Genomic DNA, 20,583 nt, shown 5'->3' with positions numbered 1-20,583 from the left:
CCGTGGCGAGGGCCGCGGCGCCGTGGCGCAGGGCGGCGCGGCCGGCCGCCGCGCACGCGGCGGGGGAAGCGAAGGAGGGAGCGGGTGGGCGATTAGGGGAGGCGGGGGCCGGCCTCGCGCTGGGCGGCCAGCCATGCCTCCACCTCGGACGCCTGCCGGGGGAGGCCGGCCGACAGGAGCACCGCGCCCGCCGCCGTCACCAGCACGTCGTCTTCGATGCGGACGCCGATGCCGCGCAGCTCGGCCGGCACCAGGTCGTCGTCGGGCTGGAAGTACAGGCCGGGCTCGACGGTGAGCACGTAACCCTCGTCCAGTTCGCCGTCGCGGTACTTCTCCTTGCGGGCCTTCGCGCAGTCGTGCACGTCGATGCCGAGCATGTGGCCGAACCCGTGCAGGGTCCACCGGCGGTACACCGTCGACTCCTTGTCGAGCGCCTCGTCGACGCTGACCGGCAGCACGCCCAGGTCGGCGAGGCCCTCCGCGAGCACGCGCATGCACGTCTGGTGCACCTCGCGGAACCTCACGCCCGGCTTGATGACGTCGATGCCGGCCTGCTGCGAGGCGTACACGATGTCGTAGACCTGCTTCTGCAGCGGGCTGAACGCGCCGGAGACGGGCACGGTGCGGGTCACGTCGGCGGTGTAGAGGTGCCGATTCTCCACACCCATGTCCATGAGCAGCAACTCGCCGGGGCGGGTGGCGCCGGTGTTGCGCACCCAGTGCAGCACTGTCGCGTTGGCGCCGCCGCCGACGATCGAGTTGTATCCGACGTCGTTGCCCTCGTACCGGGCGCGCAGCCCGAAGACGCCTTCCAGCAGCCGCTCCGGGACGCTCCGGTCGGCGGGCAGGATGCGGGCCACGTCTTCGAATCCGCGTACCGTCGCGTCGATCGCGTCCTGGAGCTGGGCGAGCTCCCATTCGTCCTTGACGAGCTTCAGCTCGGAGATGACCTCGGCGAGCCCGCGGTCGCGGGCGCCGGCCTCGTCGGCGTCGTACGGGTGGACGGCGGCGTCGACGGCCGGGTCGAGGCCGCGCAGGACGCGGGTGCGTGCGGGCGCGCAGGCGGCGAGGGCGGCGGGCAGATCGGTCAGGGACGCCGTGCGCAGGCCCAGCTCGGTGGACTTCTCGGCGAGCGTGGGGCGGCGGCCGACCCACAGCTCGCCGTCGCGGCTGCGGAAGAACTCGTCGGACTCTCGGGACGCGCGGTGCCGGGTGTAGAGGACAGCGTCGCCGTCGGGGTGCAGGAGCAGCACGCTGCCGGACTCGTGGTCGCCGGTCAGGTACACGAAGTCGCTGCCGGGCCGGAAGTGGTATCCGGTGTCGTTGGCGCGGACCTTCTCCGGGCCGGTCGGGATCACCAGCGTCTCGCCGGGGAACGCGGCGGAGACCGCGGCGCGGCGGCGGGCGTGGTTGGCGGCTTCGGAGCGGGGCTGGACGTCAATCGAGTCGTCGCGCCAGCCGGTCTTCATGAAGGCGAGGAGAGCATCGGGGTAGTCCGGGTCGTGCGACTCGGTCCGTGGTTCCGCCTTTACGACCTCTACGACCTCTTTGTCCATAACTTGACCGCTCCCGTTCCTCAGACGTTGCCCGGCTCCGACGGTACCTCGTGGGAGAATCGGGTCATGTGCGGACTTTTGGCTTTTTTCTCCACGAACCACGACGCCGCCGATCGCCAGGAGGCCATCGCCGGAGCGCTGGAGAGCCTGCACCATCGGGGGCCGGACGAGACCGGCGTCGAACTGGTCGACTCCGACGCCGTCTTCGCGCACAAGCGGCTGTCGATCATCGACGTGGAGCACAGTCACGAGCCGCTCTCGTACGCCGATGGCCGGTACCTGCTGACCTTCAACGGCGAGATATACAACTACCTGGAGTTGCGCGAGGAAATGGCTCGCGAGTTCGGAGCCGAATTCGCGACTCAGGGCGACGGCGAAGTGATCGTGGCTGGGTACCACCACTGGGGCGAGCGGGTGCTGCCCAAATTGCGGGGGATGTTCGCGTTCGTCATCTGGGACCGCCAGGAGCGGCGGGCCTTCGGCGCGCGCGACTACTTCGGGATCAAGCCGCTGCACTACGTGGTGACCGGCGATGGCCTGTACGTCGGCTCGGAGAAGAAGGCGCTCCTACCCTTCGCCGCCGGCGCGGGCATCGACACCGGCAGCCTTTCGCACTACCTGACCCTCCAGTACGTGCCTGAGCCCGGCACCCTGCACGAGGGGATCCGGCGGGTCGGCTCGGGTGAGCTGTTCACCTGGACCGCCGCGGGCGGGCTCGACCTGCGCCGCTGGTACCGGCCGACCTTCCGGCCCACCCCGGTGACCGAGCCGGAACGCGTCTACGAGCGGATCCGCGAGACGCTGCGCGAGAGCGTGCGGCTGCACATGCGGGCCGACGTGCCGGTGGGCGCGTTCCTGTCCAGCGGCATCGACTCGACCGCCGTGGTGGCGCTCGCCCGCGAGTTCAACCCGAACATCCTGACGTTCACCGTCGGATACGACGTCGATGGGTACTCCGAGATCGAGGTGGCTCAGGACTCGGCGCGGCACCTCGGCGTCACCACGATCCCGACCCGCATCGGGCCCCAGGAGATGATGGACGCCCTGCCGAAGATCGTCTGGCATCTCGACGACCCGGTGGCCGACCCGTCGCTCGTGCCGCTGTACTTCGTCGCCAAGAAAGCCGCCGAACACGTCACCGTGGTGCTCTCCGGCGAGGGCGCCGACGAGTTCTTCGGCGGATACACCATCTATCGCGAGCCGCTCTCGCTCAACGCCGTACGCAGCCTGCCCGACCCGATGCAGCGCGGCCTGCGCGCGGTGTCCAAAGTGATCCCCGAAGGCGTCAAGGGCAAGAGCTTCCTGGAGCGCGGCACCACGCGGATCGAGGAGCGCTACTACGGCAACGCCCGGATGTTCAACGAGCAGGAGAAGCGCGGGCTGCTGCGCCGCAACGACCAGGGCGTCCGGTACACCGACGTGACCGCGCCGATCTACGCCGAGTGCGTCGACCTCGACGACGTGACCAAGATGCAGTACGTCGACCTGTTCACCTGGTTGCGTGGCGACATCCTCGTCAAGGCCGACCGGATCTCCATGGCGCACTCGTTGGAGGTGCGAGTGCCCTATCTGGACCGCGAGGTCTTCGACGTCGCCGCCACCCTGCCGGTCGACCTGAAGCTGCCGCCGCGCTCCGACGCCACCAAGTACGCCATGCGCCAGGCCCTGCGCGGGGTCGTCCCACCGGCCATCGTGGACCGCCGGAAACTCGGATTCCCGACACCCACCCGGGTGTGGTTGCGCGGCGAGATGTACGAGTGGGCGCGGCACATCCTCGCCACCTCGGCGGCCGGTGACCTGCTGGATCTCGGTTACGCCGCCCGCCTGCTCGACGAGCACCGGCGCGGCGAAGCCGACCATTCACGCAAGGTGTGGACAGTTCTCGTCTTCTGCGTCTGGCATTCGATCTTCGTGACCGGCGCCTTGGACCCGGGCATCCAACGCAATCAATCTGCCCTGCTCACCAAGCCTGTTGTGGGTTCGATGGTCGCGTAGCGGGTGAATCTGAGTGACCGTAACCTGATCCGCGCGGTTAGCTCTTACGTAGTAGGCTGACGTGGTTGGCCTGAGACCGGACCCTGAGGGTGTCACTATGAAGGCTGGGACGGCTTGGCCGTGCACAGTGGTGGGGTCGCGCCCATGACCGACGTCAAGGTCCGCCGGGAAAATGACCAACATCCTTGGGATAGGTTCGACTCTGAGGCGTACTTCAAGAAGAACTATGCCTCCATGCGCGACGACGATCGGCAGATCCTCCAGAGGATGGCCCAGTTCTTCTCCTCCCGCCTTGAGCCCGGTCCGCGCCGCTACGGTCTGGATGTCGGACCCGGCACCAACCTCTACCCGGCCCTGACGATGCTTCCGTTCTGCGAGAGCATCTTCCTGTGGGAGCGGTCTCTCCCCAACATCACGTGGCTCCGAGCGGAGACCGAAAAGTTCCGTCCCTCATGGGATGCGTTCTGGGGGCAGTTGAACCGATTTCGCAAGGGACGCGCACAAGGCGACCCCCGTCTGCGGCTCGCCCGCAGCGCGCGACTCTGTCGCGGGAGCATCTTCGACCTGCCCGTCCACAGTTGGGACATGGGCACGATGTTCTTCGTCGCCGAGTCGATCACCTCTGACTATGTCGAGTTTCGCGAGGCGACGCAGGCTTTTGTGCGGTCCCTGAAGCCGGGTGCGCCGTTCGTCGCCGCGTTCATGGAGGAGTCGAAAGGTTACCGGGTCGGGTCATACGATTTTCCCGCCGTTCCGGTTACTATCGATGACATACGCGAATGCCTGTCTGATGTCGCCGACTCCACAGTGGAGAGGATCATCAGCGATGATCCCCCTCTTCGCGATGGATACAGTGGCATGCTCCTAGCGCTGGGACAGGCTCGCTAGACGTGAAATAAACGCCTCGCCTGGATGGTGGTCGCGACAGATGAGGATGCAGCCGCGCCAGCAATTGCTCGAGGTTTGGCGGGCCACGGCCCGTTCATCCGCAAAGAACGGCAAATGGATCTGGGGCGGTCGCGACGGCGCCAACTCGATCAGCGATGCCGAGCAGCTCCTGTGCCTGATGACTCCCGCCACTGGCGTGGAGTCGTTCAAGCTCGACCAGCCCAATGCCACCGAGGAACACGTCGCGGCGGCCCTGCGTAACCTGGGCGACCCGATGGAGATTCCGCAGCGGCTGGTGCGGGTCCTCACGGAGTACATGGAGCGATACACCGACACCGACGGCACGCCGGTCTTCTCCGGCGACACGTACTTCCGCACGGCGGATCCCGAAGACGAGCCCACCAGCGCGCAGACCGCCCTCGACGTGGTCGACTCCTTCGCCATGTCGGTCACGCTGGCGCTCGCCACGATCGGCTTCCTGCGCGTCTTCCGCTCCGAGTTGCGCCGTGAAGACATCAGGCGCGAGGTCGACAAGCTGGAGACGCTCGCCAGCAAGCGCCTCACCGCCGCGATGATCGGCCTGCTCCGGAGCTTCACGGTGTACGTGTTCGACGCTGACTCCCGCGAGGGCCGTGCGTTGGTGCGCACCGCCAACCAGAGTGGATTGCCGCCCAGGCAGGTCGTCGAGCGGCTGCGGCGGGCACTGCGCCAGGTCAGCGCCACCCTCCGCGAGGTCACGATCGGTTCGGGTGCCGCGCAGGTGCCCGACCTCGACAATCCCAACAGGCTCTTCGAGTGCGGTTGGTCCTGGGGTATCGCCAAGGACGCGCCGCTCGTCGACGTTCTCGGCGATGTGGGCGTGCAGCGAGACGGCGTCGCCCAGCCCGCTCCGTACCTGTACTTCACGGTGGTGGCGCTCGACGGCATCGCGGCGCTCTTCTCCGAGCGCACCCGAATCCTCGGCCTGCTCAACGAGGAGCAGCAGCGCCTCGCCCGTGCGCTCCAGATCCGGTGGGACCTCACCCAGCAGTACTGGTCGACGATCGCGAGCTTCGACCCGGTGCGCTGGCCGCTGGAAGACATTCCGTGGCGCACCAATGACGAGCTGGAAAACGACTACTTCAGCCTCCTGGTGACGGCTGTGACGGTGCAAGACCTGGTCAGCCGCCAGGCGTCCGACGTCGAGCTGGAGCGCGTCGGTCGGGTCCTCGAAGAGCTGGCCAACCGGGGTCGCATCACGCGGCGCCCGCTGGGCACCGACTCTGCGATCGCGATGCACTCGCCGGGTGTACGTTTCGACCTGCTGGGCAGCGACGACCCCGGCGGGCCACAGCTCGCGTGGGTGGTCTCCGACTTCTCGCCGCTGCTGCTCAAGCGCACGATCCAGGTGGCCGGGCTCGCCCGCGACACCGAGCTGCGCGGCCGGCTGCTCGCCCAAGCCGACGTGATCTGGGACCACCTGGAACGGCGGCGGCTCAAGAGCGGCCCCGGGCACGCCCTGTGGGACCAGCCGTCCGGCATCTTCGCCCAGGTCGACAGCCACGGCGACCAGCCGTCCTGGTATTACACCGAGCGCGTGGTCGAGTGCCTGGTCACCGCCGCCAACCTGGTCAGTCGAGCACCGCTGCGCAGTGAGATGCTCACCGAGCTCGCCGGCGAGTTGCTCAACGAGGCCGACCACCTCTTCGACCGCGAGCTGCTGGGCGGCGCGGGCGAGGCCGGCCCCGCCCTGCGCAACTCGCTGCAGACGGCTCGGGCCAGCCTGCGCCGGGCGCGCGACGTGCTCAGCGACCGGCCGGGCACCGCGTTCGTCCTCGCCAGCGACGTGCTGCGCGAGCTGGAGCAGCTCGCCGCGGCGCGCCAGGATGTTTTCGAGGTGGAGTAGATGCTGGTCTTCGCCACCTCCGACAAAGGCGGCACCGGGCGCTCGGTGACCAGCAGCAACGTCGCGTACCGGCGGTCGCTGCAGGGCAGCGACGTGTGCTACCTCGACTTCGACTTCGGTTCGCCCACCGCTGGGACCATCTTCAACGTCGATTCGGCGTCGCGCGGCACGACCGAGGGCGGCTTGCACTCGTACTTGCAGGGCCGCATCTCCGAGCCGCAGATGCTCGACGTGTGGACCCAGTCCGACCGGCCCAGCCTGCGGCACCGGCCACCCGGCGCGGGCCGGCTCGTGCTGCTGCCCGGCGACAGTGGCGGCGGCGAGTTCGCGGTCAACCACGAGGTCGTGCAGCGGTGCATCCGGTTGATGCGCCGGCTCGACGAAGAGTTCGACCTCTGCCTGCTCGATTTGAGCGCCGGCCGGTCGTACGCGACAGAGATGGTGCTGGCCGCGACGGCCGAGCCGGAGATGCGGGCGGTGACCGCCCGCTGGCTGGTCTTCCACCGCTGGACCCGCCAGCACATCATCGCGGCGTCCGGCCTCGTCTATGGCGAACGCGGCATCATCGAGGCCGGCCGGGTCTGGGGGCATAACCAGCAGGAGCTGATGGACTCGATCCGGTTCGTGCGCACCGCGGTGGTCGACCCCAACTCGGTCGAGCTTGCCGGTCTGCGGCCCTCACAGGTGGCCTGGCTGCGCGACTGTAACCGTGATCTGCAGGAGTTGGCGAGCCAGCGCAAGGTCGGGCGCACCACGATGCTCGGCGTGATCCCGCTCGACCCGGTGCTCCAATGGCGCGAGCAGCTGATCTCCGACAACGACGTGTACGCCCGCCAGATCGCCAACCGGGAGACGGTCGACGCGTTCGACTCACTGGCCAAGCGACTGACGGAGGACGCCGCGTGGGAGACGCTCTGACCAACGAGTCGCTGGCGGCGGACGCTGTCTTCCACGAGGCGGCCGCCGAGCGGCGGGTCAAGCGCGTCCCCATGTCGCACCTGTCGATCGAGCTCGGCCACCTGTACATGGAAGACTTCCTCGCCGGCCCGGAGCGGCTGCGGGCGCTCTTCACGCAGGTCGCGCCGTGGGCGGCGACGGCGCGTCAGGCGGCCACCGCGACCGAAAAGGCGCGCGTCAGCACCTGTTTCCTCATCGACGACTACTTCAGCCGCTTCAAGACGCCCGCCCAGGTCGTCCCCGACGTGCTCGACGCGGCCAGGGAGTGCGGGCTCGAGATCGACTACGTGGCGCGCGAGTCCTCGTGCGTGGAGGCCGGGGGAGTACCGCTCGCGAGGCTGGTCGAAGGCCGCCTGGTAGCCGACCCACCGCCCGAGACCAACGGCTCCCGCCCGCCGATCACCGAGAGCGGCTGGCTGTGCAACGGTCAGCGTTCGCCGGTGAGCGGCGCGATGGAGGCGATGGGCGGCTTCCGGAAGTGGGCGCCCCCGGTGCAAAACGCCGCCAACCGGCACTCGATCTTCGTCGACGTCGAGCTGTGGGACGAGGGCCCGCGGGGACGCGTGTGGTCCTGCCCGTACCTGGCAGCTGTTTGGCAGCTGCTGCGGCTCGGCATGCTCCGCAACGAGGGCGAGCCGGTCGCGGTGCCCGAACCGTCCACAGGGGACTTTCCGGACGACTGGGATCGGCTGCCCGCGGTGGTGAAGATAAACCCGAAGGCGGCACCGTTCAGCGCCTACCGCACCCTGTCGGTACTGGCGACCCGGTTCCTGCCGATCGAGCTGGCGGTGCGCACGATCCTCAGCCAGGTCTGGCCCGACCCCGAGGTGTCCCGCCAGGTGGCCGCCGCGGCTGAGCGCGACGGCGTCGAGCTACCCGACGAGCTAGTCGGCCGCGTCCAATACGTCTTCACGTGACCTCGGCGGAAGAGTTCCATAGGTCTTCGAACTGGCGGATCAGGTCGCGTACGCGGCTTTCGCGCCGCACCAGACGCGTGTTGACGATCGTCGGCTTGTGGTCACCCTCCATTCTGGACGCTGGCGTCGTCTCGTAGCTGATCTCCTTGTCGAAGAGGACGAAGTCGAACAGCGAGCTCTTGCGCAACCGTGGGTTGCTGCTCGGATCGAGGATGCGCACGTCGATGCCGATCTCCTTCTGCCGGCTGCACTCGGCCAGCAGCCCGGAGTCCTTGGCCAGGTCGGGCTGGTCGACGATGAAGACCCGCCGGATGCGCACCCCACGCCGGACCGCGTCGCGTTGCGCCTCCAGGTAACGCTGCCCCAGGTCGCTGACCCACAGCCCGTCGTCGGTGAAGCGCGCGCCGCCAGCGTCGACGGTGGTGAGGCTGGTGGCGTCGATGGTGACGCGGGCGTTGCGCGCCAGGCCCAGCAGCCAGTCGCGGTCTTCGCCGTCGTACGTGACGTCGGAGCCGGCGCCCAACTCGCGCAGGAACGCCGATATCCGGCCGATCTCGGACTGGGCGAACTCGTAGACGATCGGCGGGCACGTCGGGTCGATCCGGGTGGAGTGCCGCACGAGCTGTGTCACCAGGTCGGTGCGGACCGCCGACGCCTCGACGAGCCCGAACAGCTCGGTCGCCTCGTTGATTTTGGAGAACTTCTCCTCGACCAGCTTCTCGATGGTGAGGAACTTGTCTTGTACGAACGCCTCGGTGCGTGACGCGTGCTCGCTGAGTCCCTCCTCGACGGCCGAGAGCCGGTTGTCGAACTCGGTGAGGAAGTCGACCATCAGGGTCACGCCGGCGACGAACGCGGACAGCAGGATCGCGTAGATCTCCGGCTGGTCGGCGAGGTTACCGATGAAGTACGCCAGGCCACCGGTGAGCAGTGTGAGCACGACTTTGCGGATGATGCGCCCGCGTACGTCGACGGGTCTCATGGCCGTGCCTCGGTGCGCGCCGCGTCGCTGAGCAGTGCCACCGTGCCCGCCGCCACCTGGTCGCGGATGCGGTTGACCGAGGCCTCCCATTGCCGGGTCAGCCCTGGCCGGCGCTCGACGGCGTCCCAGACCGACCGGTCGACGCGTGCGGCCGGCATCCACAGGTGCAGCAGGTGGTCGATCGCCGGGCCGAACCGCCGGATTAGCTGCGCGCGGTCGACGGCGCCGATGTCGCTGCCCTCGATGAGCCCCTGCAGGCAGGTCAGCAACCAGTCGTGCAGCGCGAGGTCTTCGCACACATCCGCGAGATCGGCGGGGTCTCGGCCGGTCATCGGCAGCCGCAGCGTGCGGAGCCCGCGCTCCTCGATGCCAAATTGGATGATGGCCTCGCCTCGCGGCATGACGATCGCCCAGCGCAGCTTGGAGCGGCTGGTGCGAAGGGGCGCGCGCTGGTCGAGGTGGTCTGAGGTCTGCACCTCGTGCATCACGTCGGCGCAGATCGCGCCCAGGTCAAGGCTTTCGGGTGGGTGCCCCTCGGAGAGGAACCCGTCGGCGAGGTCGTTCCAGTCGACCTTGCCGAGCGTCTCCAGGATGCCGGGGCGAGCGAGGTAGTGCGGCCAGGGCAGCCGGCGGTCGGCCGTGCTGCCGGTCAGTGTCACGAACGCGGATCCCTGCAGCACATGCCCGCCGGTGATGGCGGCGCGCGCGGCGACGGTGCCGATCGCGCGATGCCGTGACCCGGATGCGGAGGTCAGGCGGCAGTCGATGCCGCGCAGGCGCTCGGGCGATACCGCGTACTGCACGGGACGCTCGGACCGGCGCACGCGTTCGCCCTGGATCAGAGCGAGGATGTGCGCGCACCGGTCACGGGACACCGACGTCGAGTTGCGCAGGAATCCGGTGTGGACCTCGCCCAGCGTGAGCATCGCACCACCATTTCGACCCGCCGACGACCAATCGATTGGATCGCATGATATGCGGTTTGCGCAACCTCGTGGGCACTCTCCGTATTCCTCGATCGACAGATGACGGTTAATGTCAATCTCGTGACACTTGCCTTGGTAGACGTACTCGTGATCGGTGCCGGCGTTTCCGGCTTGACCACCGCTGTGTGCCTGGCCGAGGCCGGCTATGCGGTCCGGGTGTGCGCCACCCGGCTGCCCCGTGACACCACCTCCTGCGCGGCGGGAGCCCTGTGGGGTCCGTACCTTGTGGAAGAAGACAATCGGGTCGAACGGTGGAGTTTCGAGACCAGGCTCGCACTCGAGCTGCTGCACGGCGCCGGTGTCGGCGTCCGCCTGGTCCGCGGCATCGAGGCCGCACGCTCCACTGTGGAGCCCCCCAGCTGGGCGACCACGCTTGACGGCTTCGCCGTGTGCCGCCCGGACGAGCTGCCCTCCGGATACGCCAGCGGCTGGTGGTACCGGGCACCGATCGTCGACATGCCCTCCTACCTGGACTATCTTGCGCGGCGGCTCACCGCGGCCGGCGGCAAGGTGGAGATCGGCGTGGTGACCTCGCTCGACGAGGCGACCACGCAGGCGCCGATCGCCGTGAACTGCACGGGATCGGGTGCCCGCACGCTGGTGCCGGACACCGAGGTCACGCCCATCAGCGGTCAACTCGTCGTCGTCGACAACCCCGGAATCGAGCACTTCTTCGCCGAGTACGGCCACGGGCCCGAGCTGACGTACATCTTCCCGCACGGCGACAACGTCGTACTCGGCGGCACGGCGCTGCCTGGCAGATCCGACACCACACCGGATCCGGTCGCGGCCGCCGCCATCATGCGCCGGTGCGCCGCAGTGGAGCCCCGGCTGGCCGAAGCCCGGATTCGGGACGTGCGGGTCGGCGTGCGTCCCAGCAGGCCGATGGTGCGGCTGGAGTGTGTCGAGATGGCCGGTCGCCACCTCATCCACAACTACGGCCACGGCGGCTCCGGAGTCACCCTCTCATGGGGTTGCGCCAGAGACGTCCTAGCCATCGTCAACGAGCTGGCATGAAAATGGGGGCCGCACGCGGCGGCCCCCATCATCGAACATTGGTTACGCGACCGAGCAGCTCACTGTCGGCGCGGATCCACTGCCGTTCGCCACGAAGCCGAACGTCGTAGACCCGTTGGCGTTCAACGCGCCGTTGTAGTTGGCGTTTCGCACCGTCAGGTTTGGTGCGGTGCCTGTCAGCGTGCCGTTCCACAGGTTGCTGAGGCTCTGGCCGCTGCCCAGTGTCAGCGCCACGGACCAGCCAGGAATGGCGGCCGTGCCGGTGTTGGTCACGGTCACCTCACCCTGGAAGCCGCCGCTCCAGGTGCTCGTCGCGCGGTACGAGGCCGAGCAGGCGCCGGTGCCCGGGTTCGGGCCGGGGCCGGTGGTCGTCGGGTTGGGGCCCGGCGACACGGTGCCCTGGCCGGGGCCGATGCCCGTGACCTCGCCGTTGCCGCCGTCGAAGGTCACGTCGGAGCAGCCGAAGAAGTTCTCGGCGCTGTCCGAACGCACCCACCGGGAGTAGATGATGTGCCGGCCGCTCTTGTTGGACGGCAGCGTCCCGGTGAAGTAGTAGTGACCGTCGTTCGAGCCGACCGCGCCGCGCTGGGGCGGGTTGGTCACCGTCAGGAACGGCTGCGCCTCCAGGTCACTCCACGCGAGCGGCCTGGTCGGGCTCCAGCTGTTGGTGGTCACGTAGAAGTAGAACGTGCCCGGGTGGTGGGCCCAGTTGCTGTACCGGAATTCCATTGTCCGTCCGGCCGTGAGGTGCGTGAGCGGCCAGTCGTTGCGCGCCAGGTTGTACGCCGAGAACGTCGTGTTGCCGCCGCTGCACAGCTGCCCGTCCGGCACGAAGCCGGTCGTGCGGCCGGCCGCATCGGAGCGCAGCACGCTGAACCAGTTGTACAGCGGGTTGGCGCCGCCCTGGGCGACCGCCGCCTGACACGCGGGGTTGTTCGGGATGATCTGGCCGGTCGACGAGAGGCCGTCCTGCCAGCACAGGCGGGTACGGCTGCCTGGGATGATCGCGGCGCCGTGCGCGTCGGCGGCATCGGGCGTGATCACTGTCAGCACGCCGACCGCCATGACAGCGGCCGCGGCAGCCGCCGCGGCCCTGCGTAGGAGTTTCACCTTTGGTCTCCCTTTTGTGGGGTGGGAACGCGGAAGGGAGATGCAGACGGTGGCACGCGGGCTTAGCGCACCGTCCGATCTCGGACGCACGCGCCTCTCGACATGGCCCTGCCCGGCAAACGTCGGCGGCGCGTCAGCCCCCACGCCGTCGGCATCGACATTGCACCATGAATCGATTACATCGGCAATAGCCGACCATCGATACAACTGTTAACGGCTAAAGGCGGCCGGACAGCTCCGCGTACCCTCGCCGGACCGCCACCAGCGCGGCTTCCGGGCCGAACGGAGCCTTCGCCGCGACGCGCTCCGCGGGCGCGCCGTCGGCGTGCCCGTCGCGGATCACCCAGTCCAGCGCCGCGAGCTCCTCGTGCTGCCCGCGCACGAAGTTCTGCCCCACCACCGCGCCGTGACCGGGCACGACCGACGTCGCGGGCGTGGTGAGCCGCAGCAGCGCGGCGACCGTCTCCGGCCACTCCAGCGGATAAGCGTCGTCGAACGCGGGCGCCGCGCCCTCCTCGACCAGGTCGCCGGCCACGACCACATCGGCGTCGGGCACGTGCACGACAAGATCGCCGTCCGTGTGCCCACGACCGAGGTAATACAAGATCACGGCACGCCCGCCGAGGTCCAGCGTGGACTCGTGCCGCACGGTCGCGTTCGGCGCCATTATGGGTACCGTCAACAGGTCCTCGGCGATCGATGGCGCGAGCCGCAGGGCTTCCTCGTAGGCCGCCCGCCGCACCGCTTCAGCGCGGTCGCGCAACAGCCCGGCGACGCTGGCGTGCCCCCAGATCGCTCGCGGCGGCGAGCTCAAGACGGCATTGCCGAACGTGTGGTCGAAGTGGTGATGGGTGTTGACGATCGTGAGCGCCGCGGGCGTGATCGCTCGCACCGCCGCCGCCAGTTCCTCGGCCTGCGCGGCCGTGGCCAGCGTGTCGACCAGGATGGCCTCGCCGTCGCCGAGGATCAGGGTCGCGTTGACGTCCAGCACCGGATAGCGCAGCACGTAGACGTCGTCACCGACCTCGGCGAACTCAGCCCGGCTGGGCAAAGGCCCGCTCCACGAACGTGTGGCGGTCGACCAGGACCCGCTCGACCCGGCCCTCAGCCACCGTGACCGATCCGTCGAAGACGACCACCTCGAAGAGCAGCCGCCGGCCGTCGACCTTGGCGAGCTTGGCCAGCGCGGCGACCGTGCGGCCGACCGGGGTGGGCGCCTTGTGGTCGAGCTCGACCCGCACGCCGACGGTGGTCTTGCCCGGCGCCATCCGGGTGGCGGTCGCCGCCACGGTGGCCGCCTCGGCGAGGGCGAGCACCCGGGGCGTGGCCAGCACCGGGACGTCGCCGGAGCCGAACGCCTGCGCGGTGTCGGCGTCGGTGACGGTCAACTCCACCCGGGCGGTGAGGCCGGGCGCGAAGCCGGGGTCCGGCTGCTGTTCCATCCGCTAAGCGTATGCGCTCGGGCCGCGTTCCGACGATGAGTAGGGTCGGACTATGAGCGACGTGTCCAGCCTGGTCGCTACCCTGCCATCCCCCGTCGCCTAACCTGGACGCCGATGTCCGTGACGATCACACCGGCGCCCGGCGCGCCGCCTCCCGACACGCCGCCGCCGACCGAGGCCGACCGGCGGCGCCGGTTGATCGCCATGCTGGTCTGGGCGGTCCTGTTCACGGCCGGTTGGCTGCTGATCGGCCTGCCCACCGATCCGCTGTACGCGTTCGGCTGGCTGTGGACGGCGACGATCGCCTGGCGGATCGGGCAGCCGTGGCGCTCCCACCTGCTCTTCGCGCGCGACTGGCTGCCGATCGTGCTGGTACTGGTCCTCTACAACCTGTCGCGCGGGTTCGCCGACAACGACGCCACGCCGCACGTGCTGGAGCTGATCGCCTTCGACCGGTGGATGTTCGGCTGGGCCACCGGCGGCGAGGTGCCCACGGTGTGGCTGCAGCAGCACCTGTACGACCCGGACAAGGTGTACTGGTGGGACGTGCTGGTGAGCTGGGTGTACTTCTCGCACTTCGTCACCGCGCTGACCGTCGCCGTGGTGCTGTGGCTCACCTCCCGGCCACGCTGGGCCGCGTTCATGCGCCGCTGGGTGTTCCTGTCGGTCACCGGCCTGATCACGTACTTCCTGTACCCGGCCGCCCCGCCGTGGTGGGCCGCGCAGTACGGGCTGCTGCCCGACGTGGTGCGGATCTCCACCCGCGGCTGGCGGGCGATGGGCATGCACGGCGCCGGCAACCTGCTCAACGTCGGTCAGGTGGCCGCCAACCCGGTGGCCGCGATGCCGTCCCTGCACACCGCGTTCGCCCTGTTCGTCGTGGCGTTCTTCCTCAACCGGGTGCGCAAGCGCTGGTGGCCCCTGCTGCTGTCGTACCCCTTGGCGATGACGTTCACCCTGGTGTACGCCGGTGAGCACTACGTGCTCGACGTGCTCGTGGGCTGGGCGTACGTGGGGCTCACGTTTCTGGCGGTGGGGCTGGGGGAACGGTGGTGGTCGGCGCGCCGAGCCCGGCTGGCGGCTGCTGAGCCTGCGGAGTCTGAGTCTGCTGAGCCCGGGCCTCGCGAGAGCGCCGAGCCAGCTCAGCCGCCAGCCACCACGCCTCGCTGAGATCCCGGTCGCGGGCGGCGGCGCTCTGGCCGCCGGCCGTGTCGGCGTACACCGTGGCGAGCCGCAGGCGGCGCTGGAGCGGCCCCTGCACCACCCGGACGCTCTGCACGCGGGCGTACGGCACGATCACCATCTGCCGGGTCAGCAGGCCGTCTCGCGACGCGACGATCTCGTCGGTCAGCGCGATACCGATCACCGGCAGCGCGAGCGGGTGGAACCACCTGGCCCGCTTGGGCGGGTTCGACAAGCGGAAATCGGTCAGCGTCAGGCTGTGTTGGCCCGTGGGGATGGGCAGCACCTCGGCCAGTACGCGCTCGCTGGTCGGCGCGTCACCCACCGGCAGCAGCCGGTCGAACGCCTTGCTCTCCTCGCCGCCCGACGTCGCGAAGCCGGCCACGTCGAGCCGCATCCGCAGCCACCGCTTGCGGCGCCACAGCAGCGGCCAGGTCACACCGACCCCTTGGACACGCTCGACCGGGATCGTCTGGCTGCGGGTCTCCAGCAGCCCGCCGCGCAGCCGCAGGCCGGCCTCGCCGCGCGCGATCCGGAAGTTCCAGTCGACGAGCACCCGGCGTACCGGCTGGAGCAGCACGCCCGCCATCGCGGTGGCCGTACTGGCCAGCGCGATGAACGACCAGGTCGCCTCGAACGCGAACTGCACCACCACGAACGCCACGCCGAACGGCATGAACAGCGCCTGCGGCGTCAGGAGCTGGCTGATCAGCAGATCCCGGTTGGTGACCGCGTGGATCGGCACCTCGATCGGCGCCACGGCCGGGGCGTCCGGCGTGGCGGGCGTCGCGGTGCCGGCGCGCCCCGCCAGGGTCAGCAGGCGCTCGCGCAGGGCCACCGCGTCCGGCATGGTCACGAACGCCAGCGGCGCCTCGGTCTTGCCGCCGCCGACCACCTCCAGCCGCAGCTCGGCCAGGCCGGTGAGCTGGGCGAGCAGCGGCCGGACCACCTCGACGGACTGGAGGCGTTCCAGCGGGATCGCCCGGGTGCGCCGCCACAGCAGGCCCTCGTGTATCCGCAGCTCCCGGCCGACCACGTGGTAGCCCGTGTTGGCCCAGCTGACGATGCCCAGGATGACCTGGCCGAGCAGCAGCGCGAGCACCATGACGGCGAACCAGCCCAGTCCCACCTGCCCGAGCGTCTGCCACGACAGCGCCGCGATGATGACCACGAGCGCCCGCCCGCCCCGCAGCAACGGCGTAAGCGGATGCAACCGCTTCTTCGGCTCCGTAGCCACAACCTGAGGGTTCACAGGCCCTCTGCCCGGTCTTCGCCGAGGGCGGTGAGCCGGTCGCGCAGCCGGGCCGCCTCCGGCGGGCGCAGGCCCGGCACCTTGGCGTCGCTCGCCGCGGCGGCGGTGTGCAGCTGCACGGTCGCCAGGGAGAACATGCGCTCCAGCGGTCCCGCGGTCACATCGACGAACTGCATCCGCGCGTACGGCACGATCGACAGCCGGCGGATCAGCAGCCCGTGCCGCACCAGCAGGTCATGGTCGCGCTCGGCGTACCCCCACGAGCGCACCGAGCGCACGCTGACGATCGCGTCCCACACCGTGAACACGGCGATCAGAGCCAGGCCCACGCCGAACAGCCAGTGGCCACTCACGGCCCAACCGAACCCGACCGCGGCCGCCACGACCGCGGTGGCGATCCACACCCGGATCAGCTCGACCCAGATGAGATCTCGGGAAACGGGACGCCAGTCGACGGTGTCTGGCCACGGTTCGAGCGCGTCGGTCGGCGCTTCCCTGGGGGTCACCCGTTCAGGCTACGGTGCCCGGTGCTCTTCCACCTCGCGCAGAAACCCGCGGACACTCAGGAACTCGCTTAGCGATTCGCGATGGGCCTCGCACGCGAGCCACGTCTTGCGCCGCTCGGGCTCGTGCAGCTTGGGATTGTTCCACCTCAGGGCCCAGATGGCGGATTCGGAGCAACCGCGAGCGGAACACTTCACCGCTGAAGTGTAGGGCGGCAGGGTGAAAGAAAGAGCGCCGGGCGGCCACGGGGGAAGCCGCCCGGCGACGGCTGAATCGTACACGCGTAAAACCCTCTTTTGTCTACCCGTACGCCGTGCCTGTTTGGCCAGTTCCAGTGCGCCGTTCGCGCTTTGGGTTTCGCCACCCCGGGCCCGGCGCCGGCCGGATTTCCGGCGCTCCATCCCCGGCTGGTTAGCTGGGCGTGTAAGGCTAGGTGGGGCAACGCCCCGTTGCCCGACCCGACGCCTCGTCGATGACGCCGCACCGCAGTGGAGGACCGGTGGCCCAGCCGACCACGCCCGCAACCCCCGAGCCGTCCGCCGAAGCGCTGGCGCCAAGCACCACCCCCGCCGAAGACGCCACCACGCTCGAACGCGCGTTGTTCGAGGTCAAGCGCGTGATCGTCGGGCAAGACCGGATGGTCGAGCGGATGTTCGTCGCGCTGCTGGCGCGCGGCCACTGCCTGCTGGAGGGCGTGCCCGGCGTGGCCAAGACGCTCGCCGTCGAGACCATCGCGAAGGTCGTCGGCGGCACGTTCGCCCGCGTGCAGTTCACCCCGGACCTCGTACCGGCCGACATCGTGGGCACCCGGATCTACCGGCAATCGTCCGAAAAATTCGACGTCGAGCTGGGCCCGGTTTTCGTGAACTTCCTGCTCGCCGACGAGATCAACCGGGCGCCGGCCAAGGTGCAGTCGGCACTGCTGGAGGTCATGTCCGAGCAGCAGGTGTCGATCGGCGGCGAGACGCACGAGGTGCCGAACCCGTTCCTCGTCATGGCCACCCAGAACCCGATCGAGCAGGAGGGCGTGTACCCCCTGCCCGAGGCGCAGCGCGACCGGTTCCTCATGAAGATCCTCGTCGGGTACCCGACCGACGCCGAGGAACGCGAGATCGTGTACCGGATGGGCGTCAGCGCGCCCGAGCCCAACCCGGTCTTCACGCCCTCCGAGCTGCTCGCGCTGCAGCGCAAGGCCGACCAGGTGTTCGTGCACAACGCGCTGGTCGACTACACCGTCCGCCTGGTACTGGCCACCCGCGCCCCCGCCGAGCACGGCATACCCGACGTCGCGCAGCTGATCCAGTACGGTGCCAGCCCGCGCGCCTCGCTCGGCATCGTGCGTGCCACCCGCGCCCTCGCCCTGATGCGCGGCCGTGACTACGCGCTCCCGCAGGACGTGCAGGACATCGCGCCCGACATCCTGCGGCACCGTCTGGTGCTCAGCTACGACGCGCTCGCCGACGACATCCCCGCCGACCACATCGTCGCCCGCGTGATGGCAAACGTGCCGTTGCCCAGCGTGGCGCCCCGGCAGAGCGCGGCTCCGGCGGCCGCCCAGCCGTCGGCGCCACCAGCGGGGGTGGGCGCGGGCGCGCCGCAACCCGCGGGCGCCTGGCCCGGCACCCTGCAATGAGCCCGCTGGACGCCCAGACGACGGCGCGGGCCGACGCCGTCCTCTCCCGGCTCCAACTCCTCGTCAGCCGCAAGCTCGACGGGCTGTTGCAGGGTGACTACGTAGGGCTGCTGCCGGGGCCGGGCACCGAGGCGGGCGAGTCCCGCGAGTACCGGCCGGGCGACGACGTGCGGCGCATGGACTGGCCGGTCACGGCGCGCACCACGCAGCCCCACGTGCGCCGCACCGTCGCAGACCGCGAACTGGAGACCTGGCTGGCCGTCGACCTGTCGGCAAGCCTGGAGTTCGGCACCGCCAAGTACCTCAAGCGGGAGGTCGCCATCGCCGCCGCGGCGGCGCTCACCTACCTGACCGTGCGCGGCGGCAACCGCATCGGCGCGGTCGTCGGCACGGGCTCCTCCACCGTGCGGATGCCGGCTCGCCCCGGCCGCAAGGAGGCTCAGGGGCTGCTGCGCGCCATCGCGCGTACCCAGGTGCAACCCGGACGCGGCGACCTCGGCGCCCTGATCGACCGGCTCAACCGCCCACCGCGCCGGCGGGGTGTGGCGGTCGTCATCTCCGACTTCCTCGCGGTGACCGACCAGTGGGCGAGGCCCATGCGCAAGCTCGCGGTGCGCCACGACGTGGTCGCGATCGAGATCGTCGACCCCCGCGAGATGGAGCTTCCCGACGTCGGCGTGCTCACGCTCGTCGACCCCGAAAGCGGTGCGCTGCACGAGGTGCAGACCGCCGATCCCAAACTGCGCCGCCGGTACGCCGAGGCGGCCGCCGCGCAGCGCACAGCCATCGCCCAGGCGCTGCGCGGCGCCGGGGCGGCACACCTTCGACTGCGCACCGACTCAGACTGGTTGCTGGACATGGTCCGGTTCGTCGCCGCCCAGCGGCACGCACGCACCCGAGGAACCACGCGATGATCCGTTTTCTGCAACCGTGGTGGTTGCTGGCGCTCCTTCCGGTACTGGCCATCGCCGGCGCGTACGTGTGGCGCCAGTTCCGCCGCCGGCAGTACGCCATCCGCTTCACCAACGTCGACATGCTGCGCACCCTCGCGCCCAAGGGCCTCGGCTGGCGCCGCCACGTGGCCGCGGTCGCGTTCCTGATCGCGCTGCTGGCGCTGGCCACCGCGATGGCCCGCCCCTCCGTCGACCGCGAGGAGCCGCTGGAGCGCGCCACCATCATGCTCGCCATCGACGTGTCCCTGTCGATGGAGGCCGACGACGTGTCGCCGAGCCGCATCGAGGCCGCGCAGGAGGCCGCCAAGCAGTTCGTCTCCGAGCTGCCCGCGACCTACAACCTGGGCCTCGTATCGTTCGCCAAGTCGGCCAACGTGCTCGTACCGCCGACCAAGGACCGCCCGTCCGTGCTCTCGGCCATCGACGGGCTCACGCTGGCCGAAGCCACCGCCACCGGTGAGGCCGTCTTCACCTGCCTGGAGGCCATCCGCTCGGTACCGGCCGACGGCGCCGCCGGTGCCCCGCCGGCCCGCATCGTGCTGCTCTCCGACGGCTACCGCACGTCTGGCCGCTCGGTCGAAGAGGCCGGCGCCTCGGCGGCTTCGGCCAACGTGCCCGTCTCGACGATCGCGTTCGGCACCGACTCGGGCGTCGTCGACATCGGCGGCCAACTCCAACCGGTACCGGTCGACCGCCTCGCGCTCGCCGAACTGGCCGAGACCACGCGCGGCTTCTTCTACGAGGCGGCGTCGGCGAGTGAGCTCAAGCAGGTCTACGAAGACATGGGCAGCTCCATCGGCCACCGCATCCAGCCCCGCGAGGTGACCCAGTGGTACGCGGGCTTCGCGCTGCTCTTCGCGTTGGCAGCCGGAGCAATGAGCCTCCTCTGGACCAGCCGCCTCCCCTAACCCAACCCCTGCGGGCCGCCCCCCGCGCCCCGCGCTGCCCTGCCGCCGCCCCGCCGCGCCGCGCCGGCCCCCCTGCCCGCCGCCGCGCCGCGCGCCGCCCCCTTCCGCCGCGCGCCGCCCGCCCCCTTCCGCCGCGCGCCGCCCCCTTCCGCGGCGCGCCGCCCGCCCCCTTCCGCCGATCAAGGGCAAATGCACGTGGTTGGATCGCTTTTCCGCGTGCGTTCGCCCTTGATCGATGCAATCCCCCTTGATCGCCGCGCGGCAACCAGCGGGTCCGCGCCGGTCGCGGCCGTGCCGCCAGGTTTGAGGGGTTGGCGGCGGTGCGCCGCCGCACTCTGCGCGGTGCGTGCCGCACTCTGCGCGGTGCGTGCCGCACTCTGCGCGGTGCGCGCCGCGTCCTGCGCGTCGATCAAGGG

The 20,583-nt window shown here is 70.0% G+C and carries 17 protein-coding genes and 1 pseudogene; 10 read left to right on the top strand and 8 right to left on the bottom strand.

Translation table 11 applies throughout. The features are described from left to right. Window positions 1-92: 92 nt before the first annotated feature. Window positions 93-1,556 (bottom strand): aminopeptidase P family protein, encoded by a 1,464-nt coding sequence (locus QMG73_RS21345; protein ID WP_281898277.1) that lies wholly within the window; start codon window positions 1,554-1,556, stop codon window positions 93-95. A gap of 66 nt (window positions 1,557-1,622) precedes the next feature. Between QMG73_RS21345 and asnB the strand changes: the two genes are divergently transcribed. The 5 genes from asnB to QMG73_RS21320 all read left to right on the top strand — a co-directional run bounded on the left by asnB (window position 1,623) and on the right by QMG73_RS21320 (window position 8,198). Then, complete coding sequence (gene asnB / locus QMG73_RS21340; RefSeq protein ID WP_281898276.1) at window positions 1,623-3,551, top strand: asparagine synthase (glutamine-hydrolyzing); 1,929 nt, start codon at window positions 1,623-1,625, stop codon at window positions 3,549-3,551. 144 nt (window positions 3,552-3,695) lie between these two features. Next, entirely contained in the window at window positions 3,696-4,439 is a 744-nt protein-coding gene (locus QMG73_RS21335) for an SCO2525 family SAM-dependent methyltransferase (RefSeq protein WP_281898275.1), read from the top strand. Between the two features lie 40 nt (window positions 4,440-4,479). Beyond that, window positions 4,480-6,324, top strand: a complete 1,845-nt coding sequence (locus tag QMG73_RS21330) for an SCO2524 family protein (RefSeq protein ID WP_281898273.1) — start codon at window positions 4,480-4,482, stop codon at window positions 6,322-6,324. Continuing rightward, complete coding sequence (locus QMG73_RS21325) at window positions 6,325-7,242, top strand: SCO2523 family variant P-loop protein (protein WP_281898271.1); 918 nt, start codon at window positions 6,325-6,327, stop codon at window positions 7,240-7,242. Further along, window positions 7,227-8,198, top strand: a complete 972-nt coding sequence (locus QMG73_RS21320) for an SCO2522 family protein (RefSeq protein ID WP_281898269.1) — start codon at window positions 7,227-7,229, stop codon at window positions 8,196-8,198. The genes QMG73_RS21325 and QMG73_RS21320 overlap by 16 nt, the downstream gene beginning before the upstream one ends. On the opposite strand, the gene QMG73_RS21315 is transcribed toward QMG73_RS21320, so the two are convergent. Beyond that, window positions 8,191-9,180 carry a DUF6879 family protein gene (locus QMG73_RS21315; RefSeq protein WP_281898267.1) on the bottom strand — a complete coding sequence of 330 codons (990 nt, stop codon included), beginning with the start codon at window positions 9,178-9,180 and terminating at the stop codon, window positions 8,191-8,193. The genes QMG73_RS21320 and QMG73_RS21315 overlap by 8 nt on opposite strands. Then, complete coding sequence (locus tag QMG73_RS21310) at window positions 9,177-10,106, bottom strand: SCO2521 family protein (RefSeq protein ID WP_281898266.1); 930 nt, start codon at window positions 10,104-10,106, stop codon at window positions 9,177-9,179. Before QMG73_RS21310 ends, QMG73_RS21315 begins: the two co-directional genes overlap by 4 nt. Before the next feature lie 120 nt (window positions 10,107-10,226). Between QMG73_RS21310 and QMG73_RS21305 the strand changes: the two genes are divergently transcribed. Then, a complete protein-coding gene (locus QMG73_RS21305; protein ID WP_281898264.1) occupies window positions 10,227-11,183 on the top strand; it encodes an FAD-dependent oxidoreductase in 957 nt (318 codons plus the stop codon). A 42-nt stretch (window positions 11,184-11,225) separates the two neighbouring features. On the opposite strand, the gene QMG73_RS21300 is transcribed toward QMG73_RS21305, so the two are convergent. The 3 genes from QMG73_RS21300 to QMG73_RS21290 form a co-directional block, all read right to left on the bottom strand. After that, entirely contained in the window at window positions 11,226-12,248 is a 1,023-nt protein-coding gene (locus QMG73_RS21300; protein WP_281898321.1) for a lytic polysaccharide monooxygenase auxiliary activity family 9 protein, read from the bottom strand. A gap of 262 nt (window positions 12,249-12,510) precedes the next feature. Further along, window positions 12,511-13,344: an MBL fold metallo-hydrolase gene (locus tag QMG73_RS21295; RefSeq protein ID WP_281898262.1), complete on the bottom strand. Its 834-nt coding sequence runs from the start codon at window positions 13,342-13,344 to the stop codon at window positions 12,511-12,513. Continuing rightward, window positions 13,328-13,735 carry a thioesterase family protein gene (locus QMG73_RS21290; protein ID WP_281898261.1) on the bottom strand — a complete coding sequence of 136 codons (408 nt, stop codon included), beginning with the start codon at window positions 13,733-13,735 and terminating at the stop codon, window positions 13,328-13,330. The genes QMG73_RS21295 and QMG73_RS21290 overlap by 17 nt, the downstream gene beginning before the upstream one ends. A 114-nt stretch (window positions 13,736-13,849) precedes the next feature. Between QMG73_RS21290 and QMG73_RS21285 the strand changes: the two are divergent. After that, window positions 13,850-14,845: pseudogene (locus QMG73_RS21285) on the top strand (phosphatase PAP2 family protein); the annotation flags it as partial. Here the strand turns inward: QMG73_RS21285 and QMG73_RS21280 are convergent. After that, window positions 14,754-16,169 carry a PH domain-containing protein gene (locus tag QMG73_RS21280; RefSeq protein WP_456107255.1) on the bottom strand — a complete coding sequence of 472 codons (1,416 nt, stop codon included), beginning with the start codon at window positions 16,167-16,169 and terminating at the stop codon, window positions 14,754-14,756. The pseudogene QMG73_RS21285 and the gene QMG73_RS21280 overlap by 92 nt on opposite strands. Continuing rightward, entirely contained in the window at window positions 16,166-16,675 is a 510-nt protein-coding gene (locus QMG73_RS21275) for a PH domain-containing protein (RefSeq protein WP_281898257.1), read from the bottom strand. Before QMG73_RS21275 ends, QMG73_RS21280 begins: the two co-directional genes overlap by 4 nt. 497 nt (window positions 16,676-17,172) lie before the next feature. On the opposite strand from QMG73_RS21275, the gene QMG73_RS21270 reads away from it, so the two are divergent. From QMG73_RS21270 to QMG73_RS21260, 3 genes are read left to right on the top strand one after another with little or no spacing between them, the layout of a single operon-like run. After that, the gene (locus tag QMG73_RS21270; RefSeq protein WP_281898256.1) at window positions 17,173-18,306 is read left to right on the top strand and encodes an AAA family ATPase; all 1,134 of its coding nucleotides are present in this window, start codon (window positions 17,173-17,175) and stop codon (window positions 18,304-18,306) included. Then, window positions 18,303-19,220 carry a DUF58 domain-containing protein gene (locus QMG73_RS21265; RefSeq protein ID WP_281898255.1) on the top strand — a complete coding sequence of 306 codons (918 nt, stop codon included), beginning with the start codon at window positions 18,303-18,305 and terminating at the stop codon, window positions 19,218-19,220. The genes QMG73_RS21270 and QMG73_RS21265 overlap by 4 nt, the downstream gene beginning before the upstream one ends. Continuing rightward, window positions 19,217-20,167, top strand: a complete 951-nt coding sequence (locus tag QMG73_RS21260; protein WP_281898253.1) for a VWA domain-containing protein — start codon at window positions 19,217-19,219, stop codon at window positions 20,165-20,167. The genes QMG73_RS21265 and QMG73_RS21260 overlap by 4 nt, the downstream gene beginning before the upstream one ends. The last annotated feature ends 416 nt before the right edge of the window (window positions 20,168-20,583 follow it).

The sequence above is a fragment of the Phytohabitans aurantiacus genome (assembly GCF_027923225.1).
Classification (GTDB): Bacteria; Actinomycetota; Actinomycetes; order Mycobacteriales; family Micromonosporaceae; genus Phytohabitans; species Phytohabitans aurantiacus.
This window is presented reverse-complemented; position numbering and strand designations above follow the sequence as displayed.